10 protein-coding genes are annotated in these 16,993 nt (G+C 74.6%); 3 read left to right on the forward strand and 7 right to left on the reverse strand.

Annotation, left to right across the window (positions count from 1 at the left end; translation table 11 throughout):
- Positions 1-2 precede the first annotated feature (2 nt).
- On the reverse strand, positions 3-6,914 hold the full coding sequence (locus ACLZN2_RS20135; protein WP_416979935.1) for an SDR family oxidoreductase: 6,912 nt from the start codon (positions 6,912-6,914) through the stop codon (positions 3-5).
- A 472-nt stretch (positions 6,915-7,386) separates the two neighbouring features.
- On the opposite strand from ACLZN2_RS20135, the gene ACLZN2_RS20140 reads away from it, so the two are divergent.
- The gene (locus ACLZN2_RS20140; RefSeq protein WP_416979937.1) at positions 7,387-8,382 is read left to right on the forward strand and encodes a LacI family DNA-binding transcriptional regulator; all 996 of its coding nucleotides are present in this window, start codon (positions 7,387-7,389) and stop codon (positions 8,380-8,382) included.
- 7 nt (positions 8,383-8,389) lie between these two features.
- Here the strand turns inward: ACLZN2_RS20140 and ACLZN2_RS20145 are convergent, their stop codons facing one another.
- Positions 8,390-9,355, reverse strand: a complete 966-nt coding sequence (locus ACLZN2_RS20145; RefSeq protein WP_416979939.1) for an enoyl-CoA hydratase/isomerase family protein — start codon at positions 9,353-9,355, stop codon at positions 8,390-8,392.
- A 49-nt stretch (positions 9,356-9,404) separates the two neighbouring features.
- Between ACLZN2_RS20145 and ACLZN2_RS20150 the strand changes: the two genes are divergently transcribed.
- Positions 9,405-10,598 (forward strand): CoA transferase, encoded by a 1,194-nt coding sequence (locus ACLZN2_RS20150; RefSeq protein WP_416979941.1) that lies wholly within the window; start codon positions 9,405-9,407, stop codon positions 10,596-10,598.
- Positions 10,592-11,893, forward strand: coding sequence for an amidohydrolase family protein (locus tag ACLZN2_RS20155; protein ID WP_416979943.1), 1,302 nt, complete (start codon positions 10,592-10,594; stop codon positions 11,891-11,893). Before ACLZN2_RS20150 ends, ACLZN2_RS20155 begins: the two co-directional genes overlap by 7 nt.
- Positions 11,894-11,918: 25 nt before the next feature.
- Here ACLZN2_RS20155 and ACLZN2_RS20160 read toward each other — a convergent pair whose 3' ends face one another.
- Genes ACLZN2_RS20160 through ACLZN2_RS20180 form a run of 5 tightly spaced genes read right to left on the reverse strand, consistent with a single transcriptional unit; the run spans position 11,919 to position 16,992 of the window.
- On the reverse strand, positions 11,919-12,677 hold the full coding sequence (locus ACLZN2_RS20160; RefSeq protein ID WP_416979945.1) for an SDR family NAD(P)-dependent oxidoreductase: 759 nt from the start codon (positions 12,675-12,677) through the stop codon (positions 11,919-11,921).
- A 3-nt stretch (positions 12,678-12,680) separates the two neighbouring features.
- On the reverse strand, positions 12,681-13,829 hold the full coding sequence (locus ACLZN2_RS20165) for an acyl-CoA dehydrogenase family protein (RefSeq protein WP_416979947.1): 1,149 nt from the start codon (positions 13,827-13,829) through the stop codon (positions 12,681-12,683).
- A gap of 12 nt (positions 13,830-13,841) precedes the next feature.
- A complete protein-coding gene (locus ACLZN2_RS20170; RefSeq protein ID WP_416980217.1) occupies positions 13,842-14,975 on the reverse strand; it encodes a thiolase family protein in 1,134 nt (377 codons plus the stop codon).
- Positions 14,975-15,772, reverse strand: coding sequence for an enoyl-CoA hydratase/isomerase family protein (locus ACLZN2_RS20175; RefSeq protein ID WP_416979949.1), 798 nt, complete (start codon positions 15,770-15,772; stop codon positions 14,975-14,977). Before ACLZN2_RS20175 ends, ACLZN2_RS20170 begins: the two co-directional genes overlap by 1 nt.
- On the reverse strand, positions 15,769-16,992 hold the full coding sequence (locus ACLZN2_RS20180; protein WP_416979951.1) for a CaiB/BaiF CoA transferase family protein: 1,224 nt from the start codon (positions 16,990-16,992) through the stop codon (positions 15,769-15,771). The genes ACLZN2_RS20175 and ACLZN2_RS20180 overlap by 4 nt, the downstream gene beginning before the upstream one ends.
- Between the last annotated feature and the right edge of the window lies 1 nt (position 16,993).

Raw genomic sequence — 16,993 nt, forward strand, 5'->3', positions numbered from 1 at the left:
GGTCACCAGCCCGACGCGGTGTGGACCACGGCCCTGACCGACGGATCGCCCCACGCCAGCTCCCGCAGCAGTGCCGCGGTCCCCTCCTCGGGGTCGATCAGCCGGATGCCGCGCCGGGCGTACTCGCGGGCGAGTTCCGCCCCGACCATCCCGCCGTGACCGGGCGCGGGCGCCCAGGGGCCCCAGTGCACGGTCATCGCGCGCCGCCCGGTGCGGGCGGCGAAGGCGGCACCGAGGGTCTCCAGCGCGTCGTTGGCGGCCGCGTAGTCCACCTGGCCCCGGTTGCCGAGAACGGCGGAGATGCTGCCGAACAGGACCGTGAACGCGGGCGCCGACGGCAGTTCCTCCAGCGCCGTGAGCAGGGCGTCCGCGCCGGTCGCCTTGGTGCCGTAGACCCGCTGGAAGGACTCGGCGGTCTTCTCCGCGATCAGCCGGTCCTCGATGATTCCGGCCGCGTGCACCACACCGTCGAGCCGGCCGTGTTCGGCGTGGATCTCCTTCACCGCCTGCACCACCGCCTCGGGCTCCCGGAAGTCCACCGAGCGGTAGCGCACCCGGGCGCCGAGCGCGGTGAGTTCACCGAGGGTCGCGGTGATCTCCCGCTGGGCCAGCAGGAGTTCGGCCGCGCGGCTGATCTCCGCCGGCTTCAGCCCGCCCCGCGCGGCGAGTACGGACCGCAGTTCGGCCCGGGTGTGTGCGGCGGCCGTGTCGGTGTCCTCGGGGCCGTCCGGCGCGGGCGTACGGCCGAGCAGTTCCAGCCGGCAGCGGGCGGCGCCGGCGAGCGCGGCGGCGAACTGCGCGGTGATGCCGCGCGCCCCGCCCGTCAGCACCACCACCGAGTCCTGGTCCAGGCCGAGTGCGGCCGCCTCCGCGACCCCGTCTCCGGCCGGTCCGGCGCCGGTGCTGCCGAGCGCGCCCAGGGGCTCCTCCACCAGCTCGAAACCCTGCCGCCCCGAGGCGTCGCGCACCACCACCGGCGTCCGGTCGGCGGCCACGGCCTCCTCGACCACGACCCGCGCGACCCCGTCCGGCGAGGCGTCGGCCAGGTCGACCACCCGCGCGAGCGTCTCGGGGTACTCCCGGGCCACGGTCCGGAACAGCCCGCGCAGCCCCGCCGACCGGGCGTCCGGCACCTCGCCGTCCGTGTGCCGCACGGCCAGCAGCCAACGGGGGCCGCGCCCCAGGGCCGCCTTCAGCACGGCGAACGCGTCGGGCAGCACCGGCACGTCGTCCTCGGGCCCGGCGAGCGCACCGAGGTACAGCACCCCGTCCACCGGTCCGTCCGCCTCGGACAGTGCGTGGTCCCGGGGGTGTACGACGACGTCGGCGCCGTGGGCCGCGAGGCGCGCGGCGGTCTCCGGGGCGTCCCCGAGGAGGGCCCAGCGGGTGCCGGCGAGCACGGCGGACGGGTCGGAGGCGCCGGCGTCGAGCGGGACCGGGCGCAACACGTGCCGCCGGGGCGGCTCACCGGTGACCTCGTCCGCCGCGTCGGCAGGCTCCCGGGCCGCGGGCAGGGAAGGCTCCGCGTCCGCGGGCAGGGAAGGCTCCGCGTGCGCCGATCCCGCTACGGGCGAGGCCGGGCCCTCCAGGCGCGACCTGAGCCAGTCCGTCACCGCCGCGGCCGTCCGCGCCTTCGCCAGCTCCTCCAGCTCCGCGTCGTCCAGTGCGGTGAGGTCCGCCCCGCCCCCGGCACCCAGCCGTTTCGCCAGCTCACCGGCGATCTCGGCGCGCTTGATGGAGTCGATGCTGAGGTCCGCCTCCAGATCGAGGTCGGGCTCGATCATGTCGACGGGATAGCCGGTGCGCTCGCTGATGATCTCCAGGACGACCTGCTGGACGTCGGTGCCCCCGACGGGAGCGGAATCGGGCTCCGGGGCCGCTGCCGTCGGGGGTACGAGTTCCGCCACCGCCGGTATCACTTCCGCCGGTATCACCTCCGGCCGGGCCACGGCCTGCGGTGCGAGCGGCGCCGGCGGCTGTGCTCCGGGCGTGGCGCCGAAGTAGGTGAGCAGCACGTCCCGTTGGGCGGCGATCATCTCCCGGCTGGTGCGCAGGAACTCGGAGATCAGCGCGTCCCGGTCGGACGGGACGCCGTGCGGGGGGTTCGTCGTCACAGTCGGCACAGTCCTTTCGACAGGGTCCCCGACTCGTCGGGCGGGTGCGAGCGCACCGGGCAGAAGGGCTCCGGAGGCCGTGCGGACCAGCTGCCCGTCCACCGTCCAGCCGGGCCGCTTCGGTACGGGCGTGTGGACGGCGTCGACCGCGTCCCGGCCGCGCAGCAGCCACCCGGTGCGCACCGGCAGCCCGGCCACGGCGAGCCGGGCCAGGGCGTCCAGCCAGCCGGGCAGGCCGCCGCCGGGCCGGGGTTCGCAGGCCACCGTGCGGTGCGGCCGGTCGCCGAGGATCTGCCCGACCAGCCGCGTCAGCACGGACCCGGGACCGGCCTCGACGAAGACCCGCGCCCCCGCCTCGTACATCGCCTCGATCTGCTCGGCGAAGGCGACGGGCGCACCGATCTGCGCCGCGAGTCCGGCTCGTACGGCGTCCGGGTCGACCGGGTAGGGGGCGGCCGTGCGGTTGGCCCACACCGGGAACTCGGGGGCGTGCACCGGCCGTTCGGCGAGCACCTCGGCGAACCGGTCACCGGCTCCGGCGACCAGCGGACTGTGGAAGGCGCAGGCCACGGGGATCCGCTTCGCCCCGAGGCCTGCCTCGCGCAGCAGCCGTACGGCGTCCGAGACCGCGTCGGTCGGGCCCGAGATCACCGTCTGCTCGGGCGAGTTGCGGTTGGCGAGGACCACGGAGTCCGGTGCGCCCGCCGTTCGCAGCGCCCGGGTCACCTCCTCGGCGCCGGCCGCGACGGCGGCCATGGTGCCGGGCTCCGGACCGGCGGAGGCGGCGGCCTCCAGGATCGCCGCCGCCCGCTCGGCGCTCAGCTCCAGCAGGGTCTCGGGATCGAGGGCGCCGGCCGCGCCGAGGGCGACCAGCTCGCCGTAGCTGTGCCCGGCGGCCATGTCCGGGCGCACCCCGGCCGCCGTGAGCACGGCGTGCGCGGCGAGCCCCGCGATCCCGAGGGCCGGCTGCGCGACCCGGGTGTCGGTCAGCGCGGCCCGCTGCCGTTCCCGTACGGCGTCGTCGAAGGCGGCCGGCGGATACAGCGCGCCGGCGTGGGAGTGACCGAGCTCCAGATACGACCTCAACTCGGGGAAATTCACGAAGAGTTCGGCGAGCATGCCGGTGCGCTGACTGCCCTGGCCGGGGAAGAGGAAGGCGACCTTGCCGTCCTGCGGGTCGTGCGTGTGCAGCCCGTGCCGGGGATCGGACTCGCCGCGCAGGGCCCGCCGGAGCTTGCCGGTCAGGTCGTCCACGTCCGACGCCACGACCGCGAGCCGTACGGGATCGCCGCTCGCGTCCGACCGCCGGGCCGCGCTCAGCGCCAGGTCCCGCAGCCGCCACGGTCGCCCGTCGGCCTCCGCCGCGCGCAGCAGCTCCTCCGCCGCCCGGTGGGCCGCGCCCTCGTCCCGTCCACGGAAGAGGAACAGCTCGGCCGGCCAGGCGTCCAGGCCCCGCACCGGCGGCGCGCCGTCCGCGTAAGCACTCAGTACGACATGGAAGTTGGTGCCGCCGAACCCGAACGCGCTCACCCCGGCGAGCCGTTTCCCGGCGGGCGCCGCCCAGGGGCGGGCCTCGGCGTGGAAGGCGAACGGACTGCTGTCCGCGTCCCAGGCCGCGTTGGGCGCCTCGACGTGCAGCGTCGGCGGCCGGACACCGGTGTACAGCGCCAGCAGCGTCTTGATCATCCCGGCCAGTCCGGCCGCGCACTTGGTGTGCCCGATCTGCGACTTCACCGAACCCAGCACACACGCCCCGGACGTGGCCCCTGCCTCGGTGAACACCTCGCCCAGGATGCGCAGTTCGGTACGGTCGCCGACCACGGTTCCGGTGCCGTGCGCCTCGACGAGACCGACGTCGGCCGGGGAGACGCCCGCGCTGCGGTACGCCCGCTCCAGCGCCGACCGCTGGCCCTCCGGGCGGGGCGCCGTCAGACCGAGGGAGCGGCCGTCGCTGGAGGCGCCGAGGCCCTTGATCACGCCGTAGATCCGGTCGCCGTCGCGTTCGGCGTCCGCGAGACGTTTGAGCACGACGCAGGCCACGCCCTCGCCGAGGGCGATGCCGTCCGCCGAGCCGTCGAAGGCCCGGGAGCGTCCGGTGGGGGACAGGGCGTGGACGGAGGAGAACAGCACAAAGTCGTTGATGCCGTTGTGCAGGTCGGCGCCCCCGCACAGCACCACGTCGGAGGTGCCCCCGACGAGTTCCTTGCAGGCGACGTCGACCGCGGCGAGCGAGGACGCGCAGGCCGCGTCGACCGTGTAGTTGGTGCCGCCGAGATCGAGCCGGTTGGCGATCCGCCCGGAGATGACGTTGGCGAGCATGCCGGGGAAGGAGTCCTCGGTGAGCCGCGGGAGCTGCTCCTCCAGACCGGCTGGGACCTTCCCGTAGTACGAGGGCAGCACGGCCCGCAGGGTGGCCGCGTTCGACAGGTCGCTGCCCGCCTCCGCGCCGAACACCACCGAGGTGCGCGAGCGGTCGAACTCCCGTCCTCCGTCGCCGTATCCGGCGTCCTCCAGGGCCCGCCGGGCGGCCTCCAGGGACAGCAGCTGCACCGGTTCGATGTGGCCCAGGGAGGCGGGCGGGATGCCGTAGCGCAGCGGGTCGAAGGGGATCGGCGGCAGGAAGCCGCCCCACTTCGACGGGGTGGACTCGCCGTGGTGGACGGCCGTGTCCCAGCGGTCGACCGGCACCTCGTCGACCGCGTCGACGCCTCCGACGACATTGGCCCAGAAGGTGGGCAGGTCGGGTGCCTGCGGGAACATGCACGCCATACCGACGACAGCGATGTCGAGCGGCGCCGGGGTCTCGGGCTCCGTCCGCCCGCCCCGGTCCACTCCCAACTCGGCCGCCCGCAGGGCGAGATGCTCGGCGGCGCCGGTCGTCACGGAGGCGTGCAGCGCGGCGAGGGTCGTGGTGGCCGAGCGCAGCACGGCCACCTCCCCGGCCATGAACATCCCCTCCGCGTACTGGCGTTGCTCGTCGACCGGGGCGAGCGTGCCGTCGCCGTCACGGGTCACGCCCTTGCTGGCGAGGCGCAGCCGGCCCACGTTGAGGCGCTCCAGCTCCTCCCAGACCCGCCGGTCGGGCACGCCCTCCGCGCGCAGCCGGGCCTCCTCCCCACGGAAGTCGGCGGCGAACGGGCTGGGCACGCACCGGGTGGCATGGCCCGGCGCCGACTCCAGCAGCGTGGTGCCCTCGGCGGCCAGCACCTGCCGCTGGAACAGCGGCCGGATCGCCCCGTGTGCCACCGCCTCCTCGGTGAACAGATAGGCCGTCCCCATCAGCAGCCCGACCGCCGCGCCGCGCGCGGTCAGCGGCGCGGCCAGCGCGGCGACCATCGCAGCCGACCGCTCGTCGTGCACCCCGCCCGCGAAGAACACCTCCAGATCCGAGCCGTCCGCGTCAGCCAAGTAGTCTTCCAAAACGGCGAGTTGGGCCTCCCAGAGCGGGAAGCTGCCGCGCGGTCCCACATGCCCGCCGCACTCGGAGCCCTCGAACACGAACCGGCGTGCCCCCGCCTGGAGGAACTGCCGCAGCAACCCCGGCGACGGCACGTGCAGAAAGGTCCGGATGCCGTCCCGCTCCAGCGCCTGCGCCTGGGACGGCCGCCCGCCCGCGATGACGGCATGCGTCGGCCGCAGCTCCCGTACGGCCTCCAGCTGGGCGGCGCGCACGTCCTCCGGCGCGAAACCGAGCACCCCCACACCCCAGGGCCGCCCCGCGACCGCGTCCCGGGTCCCGGCGAGCAGCTCCCGTGTCCGCGCCCCGTCCGCCAGCGCCAGCGCGAGGAACGGCAGCGCCCCCTCGGCGGCGACCGCGGCGGCGAAGGAGGCCTCGTCGCTCACCCGCGTCATCGGCCCCTGCGCGAGCGGCAGCCGGGTACCGAGCGCCCGGCTCATCGGCGACCGAGCCCGCAGCGCCCGTACGGCCGTGTCGTCGCGTACGGCGTCCAGCACCGCCTCGCGCAGGGCCCGCACCGTCCGCCGGGCGTCGCCCCAGCGCCCGGCGAACCGGGCGGCGAGGAAACCGTCCTGGCCCACGGGCAGCAACTGGGTACGAAGGTCCCGGGCGCCGAGCAGTGCCGCCACCGCCTCGGGCCCGGCGTCCTCCGGGACCTGCGGGGCGTCGGGGCCGCGCCGCCGCAGGACGCGGTGACCGGCCACGACGACGGTCTCGGAGCCGTCCATCGCGCGCAGCGCGGCGGCCGCCGGCTCGGGCAGTGCCGCGTCGTCGAGCAGGGCGAGCTGGCTGTCCAGGACGACACCGGCCGCACCGCCCGCCACCGCGGCGGCGGCCGTACGCGGGCCGATGCCGCCGCAGGCCCACACCGGCAGCCCGAGATCCGGCGCCGCGAGCAGCTGCTGCAGCAGCACGAACGTGCTGAGTTCGCCGACCCGGCCGCCGCACTCGGCGCCCCGCGCGACGAGCCCGTGCGCCCCGGCGCGCACCGCCGCCCGCGCGCTCGCGAGATCGGTGACCTCCACCAGCACGCGGTACCGGCCCGCGACCTCGGTCACGGGCCAGTGCGCGTCGGCGGTGAGCACCACCGTGTGCGGCCCGGAATCCCCGGGAGCCAGATCGGCGGGAGCGAGCCGGCAGCCCGGTCCGACCCGCACGCCGTACGCGCCCGGTGACGCGCGGCGCAGCCGGGCCAGTGCCTCGCGCGCTCTTCTGTCCCCGGGCCCCAGGTCGAGCACGCCGAGGCCGCCGGCCCGGCCGACCGCCAGGGCGAGACCGGCGTCGGGCTCGCCGAACGGGGTGATGCCGATGATCATGTCCTCGGAACGCGCAGCGGACGTCATGATTCTCCGAATCAACGTGAAACCGCAGGGTGGGGGAGTTCAGGACAGCAAAGGCGGTGCACCACATTCGCGCGGGCACAGGTCACCGCGGAAGGCGGGATCAAATCGCTTGCTAGAAACGGTTGAAAGGTAGTGCGCTTATTACTCACCGGTCAACGATCGAACGATCGGCTGGTAACCAGCCGCAATGATTCGGTCAGTCGTGGGTGGACGGCCATGAGGGAGGAAACGGATGAATTCCTTTCCCGTCCGTCGACGTTCACTCCGGACTCACGTCATGGAAACATCAACCATCGAAAGAAATGAGTTCCTATGGACCGCATGTCCGAATCCGGAGGCGTATTTCCGGCCCCTTGGAGGGGCGTGGATGACGCGTGAGGAAAATCTGCGTGTCGGGTGACGAGTGTCCGGGAAAGGTCGGGACGGGTCTTGACGTGCGGGGATCCGCCGCCAACGCTGACGCGGCCCGGGGATGACGGAGGTGGCCCACGCGGCGGGTGTCTCGCAGAAGACCGTGTCACGGGTCGTCAACGGCGAACCCCATGTCAGCCCCGAGGTGCGCGAGCGAGTCCTGCACGCCATCCGTGAACTGGACTACCGCCCCAACACCGCCGCCCGCGCCCTCCTCCTGGGCCGCTACCGCAGGATCGGCGTCGTCGCCCTCGGCTCCGCCCTGCACGGCCCGACCTCCCTCCTGTTCGGCCTGGAGCAGGCCGTACGGCGCGCCGGATACACCTGCGCCTTCGCGACCACCTCGGCGGGACGCGGGGTCACCGCCGCCCTGGAGTCGCTGCTGGAGCAGGGCGTGGACGGCATCGTGCTGGTCGAGCCCATCCACGACGGCCGCTCCACCCGGCTACCCACGGAGTTGCCGGTCGTCAGCCTCGGGACCCCCGTCGAGACGACGGACGGCCGCAACACCGTCGTCGAGGCCGACGGGGTCGCCGCCGCCCGCCTCGCCACCGAGCATCTCCTCGCCCTCGGTCACGGCACGGTCCGGCATGTCCCCGGCCCCCAGGACTGGTTCAGCGCCCGGGACCGGATGCGCGGCTGGCGCGAGGCCCTGGCCGCCGCCGGAGCCCACGAACCGCCCCTGCCTGCCGAGGGCGACCGGACTCCCGCTGCCTCCGGCTACGCGGCAGGCCGCGAACTCGCCCGGCTGCCCGAGGTCACCGCCGTGTTCGTGGCCGACGACGACATGGCCATCGGCCTGATCCGGGCCTTCGCCGAGGTCGGCCGGACCGTGCCGCACGACGTGAGCGTGGTCGGCTTCGACGGCATCCCCGCGGCCGCCTACCTCTCCCCGCCCCTGACCACCCTGCGCCAGGACTTCACCGCCGTCGCGGACCACGCGGTCGCGGTCCTCACGGCCGCGGTGGAAGGAAGACCCCTTCCGCCGGAACCCGTCCGACCGGCCGTCGAGTTGCTGGTGCACAGCTCCACCGCACCTCCCTCCCACGCGGATTGACGGACCGTCATCGACTCCGGCCTGCCGGGCCGACGTCCGTGTCGATCTCGTCGACCAGCCCCCAGGCGAACGCCTCCGTCACCCCCAACGCCGTTCCGGTCAGGGCGAGATACGCCGTGCGCTGCCGGCCGATCCGGGCCGGGAGGCTCGCCGTGCCGCCGGCGCCCGGGATCAGCCCCATGCCGAGCTCCGGCAGCCGGACCGTGGTGTCCGGCGCGGCCAGCACCCGGCCCGCGAAGGCCGCCAGTTCGATGCCCGATCCGACGCAGGCCCCGTGTAGACGGGCGGTCACCTTCGCCGCGCAGCGCTGGAGCAGGGCGGCGGGACTGCGGCCGACCCGGACGAGATGGGCGGCGGCGGGATCCCGGGACGTACCGAACTCGGCGAGGTCGCCCCCGCTGCAGAACGCGGGACCGTTGCCCCGCAGGTCGACGCGGGTGACCGTGGGGTCCGCGACGGCCACCTCCAGGGCCTCGCACAGGGCGTCGCGGGTGGCGGCGTCGAAGGCGTTGCGCACCTGCGGCCGGTCCAGTGTGACGGTGAGCCGCCCGCCGTCGCGGTGCAGCCGCACGGGCTCGGCGGCGGGGCGCGGGGTGCGCGCGGGGGCGGCGGCCAGCCAGTCGCGGAAGCCCGCGCCCCCTTGCAGGGCGGAGTACGCGAGCGACTCGACGACCAGCCGGTCCGGGGCGGGCAGCGCGGATCCCGCCCGCAGGACCTGTACGAGGGTGACGGCCGCCGCCGGTTGCCGGGTGACGTTCTCACGGAGGAGGCGGGCGACGGAGTGTGGGTCGGCGCATCCCACCCAAGGGCGCGGCGGGTCGGGTACGGCCGTCAGCAGGACGTCGAACACGTCGCCGGCCGGACGAGGGCGACCGGCGAGTCCCACCAGCACGGCCTGCCCCGGCCGTGGCAGCCGTGGCGGTGGTGGACCGGTGCTGTGGTCGAGGTCGATCAGACGGAAGGGCGGCTCCATGGCCCATGGAGTGTAATCTTGGCTCACCTCGGAGGAGAAGGGTGTTCGCATGAGGAAGAATGCCACTCTCGAAGCGGGCGTGCTGCCCTGGATGCAGTCCGTGTCGCAGTACCTCGCTCCGCTCGCCGAGGTGACCGACGACTTCACCGCACTGACCGGCGTCCCCGTCGACCTTCCCGAGGCCCTCTTCCTGCGGGCGCGTCTGGCCGGGTTCGACCTGCCCGGCCGTATCTCGGCGGGCGGCTCCTGCCGGCTCCTCGCCACCGCCGACGGCTGGGCCGCCGTCAACCTGGCACGCCCCGACGACACGGCTGCCCTGCCCGCCCTGCTGGCTCTCCTCGGGGCGTCCCCGGACTCCGATCTGACCACCGTGGCGCGGCACGTCACGGCGGCACAACTGGCTTGCCGGGCCCAGCTGTTGGGCATTCCGTCGGCGGGCCACGCCTCGGCCGGCGCCGACCGGGCCCCCGTACGGGCGGCCCACCACGGGGCGCGACGGCCACGCGCCCTCACCGGTCTCCGGGTCGTCGATCTCTCCGCCCTCTGGGCCGGCCCGCTCTGTGCCCGCCTCCTGGGGCTCGCCGGGGCGAGCGTGGTGAAGGCGGAGAGCACGACCCGGCCCGACGGCGCCCGCTTCGGGCACCCGGGCTTCTACCGCCGGCTGAACGAAGGGCACGAGAGCCGCGTTCTCGACTTCACCACCCCGGCACTGGCCGACCTGGTCGCCGAGGCGGACGTCGTCATCGAGGCGTCCCGGCCGAGAGCGCTGCGCCGGCTCGGCATCCACGCGGAGCACTTCCTCGCCGCACGGCCCGGCCGGGTCTGGGTGAGCATCACCGGATACGGCCGCGAGGACGACCGGGTCGCCTTCGGCGACGACGCGGCCGTGGCGGGCGGCCTCACCGGCCGTGACACGTCCGGCCGGCCGGTCTTCCTCGGCGACGCCCTCGCCGACCCGGTCACCGGCCTGTACGCCGCCCACGCCGCCGCCCGCTCGCTGGCCGCCGGAGGAGGGGAGTTGCTATGCGTGTCCATGACGGCGTGCGCGGCGAGGCTGGCGGGTTCCCAGAGGGCCCGGAGGGCCGGTTCGGGGGCCGGGGGAGGTGAGGGACCGGTGGCGGCTCGGCGTCATGGAGTGGCCGGACGCCCGGCAGGGCAGCCGCCGGAGGCGGACCGGGCGGGCGGATCGGTCGTGTCCATGCCGAACCGGAATGGCGACGGCCCCGGAGCCCGGCCGTGTTGATTCGGGACGTGGAGGTGGCCGGGCGGGGGCGGGTCGACGTACGTGTCCGAGGCGGTCGGATCGCCGAGATCGGGCGGGGGCTGCCCGGGGCGGCCGACGTCGACGGGCGGGGCGGGGCGCTGCTGCCAGGGCTGCACGATCACCACGTACACCTGGCGGCCCTGGCAGCCGAGGCGGGGTCGGTGCGGGTCGGGCCCGGTGAGGTGCGGGGCCGGGAGGGGCTCGCGGCGGCGTTGCGGGCCGGTGCGCCGGGGGAGTGGGTGCGGGGCGTCGGGTACCACGAGAGCGTCGCCGGGGAACTGGACCGCCGGGTGCTGGACGGGCTCGTCCCCGACCGGCCGGTGCGGGTCCAGCACCGCAGCGGGGCGATGTGGTTCCTCAACAGTGCCGCCCTGCGCGCGGCCGGACTCGACGGCACCGCCGGATTCGACAGCACCGCCGGATTCGACGGCGAGGCCGGCCTCGCCGTCGACGGCCGTCTCTGGCGGGAGGACCAGCGGCTGCGGGATCTCGTCCCGCCCGTGCCGCTCGACCTGGCGGGGGTCGGCCGACGCGCCGCCCGGCTCGGCGTCACCGGCTTCACCAACGCCGACCCCCGCCCCCGCGACGGCCTCGCGCGGATGCTCTCGGTCCTTCCGCAGCGGGTCCTCGTGATGTCCGCCGAGGACCCGGTGAAGCTGATGCTCGACGACCCGACCCTGCCGACGCCCGCCGAACTCGCCTCCACCATCGCCCGGTTGCGGCCCGGACCGGTCGCCGTGCACTGCGTCACCCGGGTGCAGCTGCTGGTGACCCTGCTCGCCCTGGACGACGTGGGCCCGGTCGACGGCGACCGCATCGAGCACGCCGCCGTCGTCCCGGCGGAGTCGGTCGAATGGATCCGCCGGCTCGGCGTGACCGTGGTGACCCAGCCGCACTTCCCCGTGGAACGCGCCCACGCCTACGCCGCCGACGTCCACCCCGACGACCGCCCCCACCTCTACCGCTGCCGCACCCTGGCCGAGGCGGGCGTCCCGGTCGCCGCCGGCACGGACGCGCCCTACGGCACCCATGACCCGTGGGCGGTGATGCGGGCCGCCGTCGAGCGCGCCGACGGGGAGGACGTCACGCCCTCGGCCGCCCTGCGCCTGTTTCTCGGCACACCCGAACGCCCCGGAAAGCCACGGCAGTTGACTGTCGGCTCGGTCGCCGACCTGTGCCTGCTCCAGGTGCCCCTGCGGGAGGCGCTCGACGCGCTCTCGGCCGAGGCCGTCCGCGCCGCGTACGTCGGGGGCAGGCCGCTCCACACGCCGTGACCCCGCACCTCGCGGCCAGGCCGACTCACACGCTGTACCCGCCGTCGACCCCCAGCGCCTGCCCCGTGATGAACCCCGCCCGGTCCGAGGCGAGGAACGCCACCGCCTCCGCGATGTCCGCCGCCGAACCGAAGCGGCGCAGCGGGATGTTGCGCCGGGTGACCGCGAGCGCGGCCTCGTCCAGCTCGCCGGACTCGATCAGCCGGGCCGCGATCCCGTCGTTGAGCATGCCGGGCGCGACACAGTTCACCCGGACGCCGTAGCGGCCCTCCTCGGCGGCCAGCGCCCGGGCCACCGCCTCCACGGCTCCCTTCGCGCCCGAGGACAGCCCGTCGCGCACCGGGTAGCGGCGCGTGGCGACGGTGGTCACCGCGACGACGTTGCCCCGGCTCTCCCGGAGCACGCACAGCGCGGGGTGGACGAGGTTGAAGAACGCCACCGCGTCCGCCTCCAACTGTGCCCGGTACTCGCCCGGCGACACCCGGCTCAGATGCCGCATCGGCACATGCGGGCCGGCCGCGTACACCAGCGTGTGGATCCCGCCGTGCGCCTCGGCCGTCCCGGTCACCGCGCGGGCCGTCGCCTCCTCGTCGGTGAGGTCGACGCGCAGCGCCTCGGCCGCCTTCACCTCCTCGGCCAGCGCCCGTGCCGTCTCCTGGTCGGACCGGTAGGTGAACGCGATCGCGCTGCCCCGCGCGGCCAGGGCCCGTACGACGGCCGCGCCGATGCCGCCGGTACCGCCCGCGACGAACGCCACGCCCGCCCTGTTCGAGAAGTCCTCCACGGCTCACAATCCCAGCGACTTGGCGATGATGACCTTCATGACCTCGCTCGTCCCGGCGTAGATACGGGTGATGCGGGCGTCCGCGTACAGCCGGGCGATCGGGTACTCCAGCATGTAGCCGTATCCGCCGAAGAGTTGAAGACAGCGGTCGACGGCCCGGGCCTGTACCTCGGTGCAGAACAGTTTGACCTTCGCCGCGTCCGCGCCGGACAGCCGGCCCTCGACCAGCTCCAGCACGGCCCGGTCCAGCAGCGTCTGCGCCGCCTCCAACTCGGCGGCGACGGCGGCGAGTTCGAACTTCGTGTTCTGGAACGAGGCGACGGTGCGTCCGAACACCTCGCGCTCCTTGACGTACTCGACCGTCGTGTCCAGCGCCGCCCGCGTCTGCGCCACCGAGCCGACGGCCACCGTCATCCGTTCCTGGGGCAGGTTGTGCCCGAGGTAGGAGAAGGCGGCGCCCTCCTCGCCGAGCCGGTTGGCGACCGGTACGCGGACGTCGTCGAAGGCCAGCTCGACGGTGTCCTGCACCTTGATGCCCATCTTGTCCAGCACCCGCCCCCGGGTGAAGCCCGGCATGCCGTCCTCGACGACCAGCAGGGTCAGCCCGGCCCGCCGGTCCCCGGGATCGGACGCCGTACGCGCCACCACGATCACCAGGTCGGCGAGCAGCCCGCCGGTGATGAACGTCTTCGCCCCGTTCAGCACGTACGCGTCCCCGTCCCGCACGGCGGTCGTGCGGATCCCGGCGAGGTCGGAGCCGGTGCCGGGCTCGGTCATCGCGATGGCGGTGAGCAGCTTCCCGGAGGCCAGCCCGGGGAACCAGCGCTGCCGCTGCGCGGAGTCGGCGTAGGTGAGGAAGTAGGGCAGGACGACGTCGAGTTGGGTGCGGACCGTGCCCAGGGTGACCAGGGCGCGGGCCGCCTCCTCCTGGAGGACGACGTTGAAGCGGTAGTCGGGCCGGCCGCCCCCGCCGTACTCCTCCGGGACCGCCATCCCCAACAGGCCGAGCGAGCCGAGCAGTTCGAAGAAGGAGCGGGGCAGCCGGCCGGACTTCTCCCACGCGGCGTAGTGCGGGACCACCTCGTTCGCCACCACGTCCCGGACCAGGGCGCGGAACGTCTCGTGGTCGTCGGTGAAGAGGGTGCGCTGCACGGACGGCTCCCGTCAGGAGGCGAGTTCGACGAGGGTGGCGTTGGCGGTGCCGCCGCCCTCGCACATGGTCTGCAGGCCGTGCCGCAGGCCGTGCGCCCGCATGTGGTGGATCATGCGGGTCATCAGGACGGCCCCGGAGGCTCCCAGCGGATGGCCGAGGGCGATCGCCCCGCCGAGCGGGTTGAGTCGCTCCGGGTCGGCGCCGGTCTCGGCGAGCCAGGCCAGCGGTACGGGTGCGAAGGCCTCGTTCACCTCGAACACCCCGACCTCGGACAGCCCCACCCCGGCCTTGCGCAGCACCTTCTCGGTCGCCGGGATCGGACCGGTCAGCATCAGCACCGGATCGGAGCCCACCACGACGCCCGCCCGGTGGCGGACGAGCGGTGGCAGCCCCAACTGCCGTGCCCGGTCAGCGGTCGTGACGACCAGGGCGGCCGCGCCGTCGGAGATCTGCGAGGCGTTGCCCGCGTGGATCACCCCGTCCTCCTGGAACGAAGGCTTCAGCCGCGCCAGCGTCTCGACGCCGCTGCCCCGCCGGATCCCCTCGTCGGCCCCGATCCCCGCCACCGGCACGATCTCCCCGGTGAACGCTCCCGCGTCCTGCGCGGCCGCCGCCCGCTCGTGCGAGAGCACCGCGAACGCGTCCAGCCGCTCCCGCGTGAACCCCCACTTACGGGCGATCAGTTCGGCCGACAGCCCCTGGTTGAAGGAGAAGTCCTCGTAGCGGGCGAGGACTTGGGGGCCGTACGGCATTCCGCCTGCCTTGGCCGAGCCCAGCGGCACCCGGCTCATCACCTCCACCCCGCCCGCCACGACCACCTCGTGCTGCCCCGACAACACCGACTGGACCGCGAACTCCAAGGCCTGCTGACTCGACCCGCAGGCCCGGTTGACCGTGGTCCCCGGCACGCTCTCCGGCCAGCCCGCCGCGAGGACCGCGTACCGGCCGATGTTGCTCGACTGGTCGCCGACCTGGGAGACACACCCCCAGATCACGTCGTCGACCGTCTCGGGGTCGAGGCCGGTCCGCTCCACCAGGGCGCCGAGCACGGCGGCGGACAGGTCCGCCGGATGAACCTCCGCCAGACCCCCGCCCCTTCTGCCGAGGGGCGTGCGCACCGCCGCCACGATCACCGCTTCCCGCATCATGTGTCCTCCGTTCGTCCCGGAACCGCCCAGCGGCCCGTGAAGCGCGGTGTGCGCTTCTGCGCGAAGGCGGCGAACGCCTCCGGGGCGTCGGCGGAGGCGAAGTTGACCGACTGCGCCCGCGCCTCGCTCGCGAGGGCGTCCCGCAGGGTGCGATCGGCGCCCTCGTTCAGCAGCGCCTTGGTCTGCGCGAGCGCGACCGGCGGCCCCGCCGTCAGCCGGGCCGTGAGACCGTCGACGAAGGCGTCCATCCCCTCGGCGTCCACCACCCAGGTGACCAGGCCGAGCGCATGGGCCTCCGCCGCATCGACCGTCTCCGCCAACAGGGCGAGCCGCTTGGCCTGTTGGAGTCCGACGAGCTTGGGCAGCAGCCAGGAGCCGCCCAGATCGAGGGAGAGCCCGCGCCGCGCGAAGATCTGCGAGAACGTCGACTCCGGGGTCGCCACCACCAGATCGCAGCCGAGGGCCAGGTTCCAGCCCGCGCCCACCGCCGGCCCGGTCACCTTGGCGACCGTGGGCACCGGCAGCTCGTGCAGCAGCAGCGTCACATCGGTCAACGTCCGCATCCGGTACAGGGGATGAGCCGCGCTGACCTCCTTGGGCAGATCGGCCCCGGAGCAGAACGCCCCGCCCGTCCCGGTCAGCACCAGGGCCCGTACGTCCCGGTCGTGCCCCGCCTCGGTCAGGGCGGCCCGCAGCGCCTCCCACAGCTCCGTGTCGAGGGCGTTCCTGCGGTGCGGTCGGTTGAGGGTCAGGGTGCGCACCCCGTCGGCGTCGCTCGTCAGAAGCACGGTCATCCGACGGCACCCCGCTCCCGCAACGCGGCGATCTCCCGCTCGGACAGCCCGAGTTCGGCGAGCACGGCGTTCGTGTGCTGCCCCAGCGCGGGCACCGCGCCCATCGGCGGGTCGTAGCCGTCGATCACCGGCGGCGGCAGCAGCGCCGGCACCGGCCCGGCCGGGGTGTCGATCTCCCGCCAGCGGTCGCGGGCAGCGAGCTGCGGATGGACGAGGACCTCGCTCGGCGTGTTGTAGCGGGCGTTGCCGATGCCCGCCGCGTCCGCCCGGTCCTGGACGTCCGCCAGGCCGTGCCGCGCGCACCAGGCGGCGATCTCGGCGTCCAGGACGTCCCGGTGCTCGACCCGCCCCGCGTTGGTGCGGAACCGGTCGTCGTCCGCGAGGTCCGGCCGCCCCAGCAGCTCACGGGCGAGCCGGTCCCACTCACGGTCGTTCGTCGTCCCCAGCACGACGGTCTGCCCGTCGGCCGTCGGATAGGCGCCGTACGGCGACACGGCGGGCGAACTCATGCCGAGCGGCTGCTGCTCGACGCCCGAGTGCCGGGTGTAGGTGAGCGGGTAGCCCATCAGCTCGGCCATGGTGTCGAAGAGGCTCACCGACACCGACGCGGGCACCGACGCGGGCGCCGCCCGGTCCACCCGGCCCGGCCCGCCCAGCCCCTTGGCGTACAGCAGCGCCGTCACCGACAGCGCCGCGTACAGCCCGCTGCACACATCGGCCACCGGCGGCCCGGGCTTCGCGGGATGTCCCGGGCTGCCCGTCACCGAGCAGGCCCCCGACTCGGCCTGGACCAGCAGGTCGTAGGCGCGCTTGTGGGAGAGGGGGCCGCCGGAGCCGTATCCGTCGATGTCGACGGCGATCAGGTCCGGGTGACCGGCCGCCAAGTCCCGTGCGGAGAGGCCGAGTTTGGCCATGGCGCCGGGGACGAGGTTGGAGACGAGGGCGTCGGCGCGGTCCAGCAGCCGGTGCAGGACGTCGATTCCGGCGGGCGTCTTGAGGTCGAGGGCGACGGACTCCTTGCCCCGGTTGGCCCACACGAAGTGCGCGGCGAGACCGCCCACCACGTCGTCGTAGTGCCGGGCGAAGTCACCGCCCCGGGGGTTCTCCACCTTGATGACACGGGCCCCGAAGTCCCCGAGCGTACGGGTGCACATGGGGGCGGACACCGCCTGCTCCAGCGCCACGACCGTGATCCCGGCGAGGGGGCCCTCCTGCCCCATG

The organism is Streptomyces sp. T028, from assembly GCF_048159505.1.
Taxonomy (GTDB): domain Bacteria; phylum Actinomycetota; class Actinomycetes; order Streptomycetales; family Streptomycetaceae; genus Streptomyces.

What these genes read in the sequence shown, in the direction of transcription:
- ACLZN2_RS20180 (WP_416979951.1), bottom strand. Translation starts at nt 16,992, where the DNA reads ATGGGGCAGGAGGGCCCCCTCGCCGGGATCACGGTCGTGGCGCTGGAG.
- ACLZN2_RS20140 (WP_416979937.1), top strand. Translation starts at nt 7,387, where the DNA reads ATGACGGAGGTGGCCCACGCGGCGGGTGTCTCGCAGAAGACCGTGTCA.
- ACLZN2_RS20135 (WP_416979935.1), bottom strand. Translation starts at nt 6,914, where the DNA reads ATGACGTCCGCTGCGCGTTCCGAGGACATGATCATCGGCATCACCCCG.
- ACLZN2_RS20170 (WP_416980217.1), bottom strand. Translation starts at nt 14,975, where the DNA reads ATGCGGGAAGCGGTGATCGTGGCGGCGGTGCGCACGCCCCTCGGCAGA.
- ACLZN2_RS20145 (WP_416979939.1), bottom strand. Translation starts at nt 9,355, where the DNA reads ATGGAGCCGCCCTTCCGTCTGATCGACCTCGACCACAGCACCGGTCCA.
- ACLZN2_RS20175 (WP_416979949.1), bottom strand. Translation starts at nt 15,772, where the DNA reads ATGACCGTGCTTCTGACGAGCGACGCCGACGGGGTGCGCACCCTGACC.
- ACLZN2_RS20150 (WP_416979941.1), top strand. Translation starts at nt 9,405, where the DNA reads ATGAGGAAGAATGCCACTCTCGAAGCGGGCGTGCTGCCCTGGATGCAG.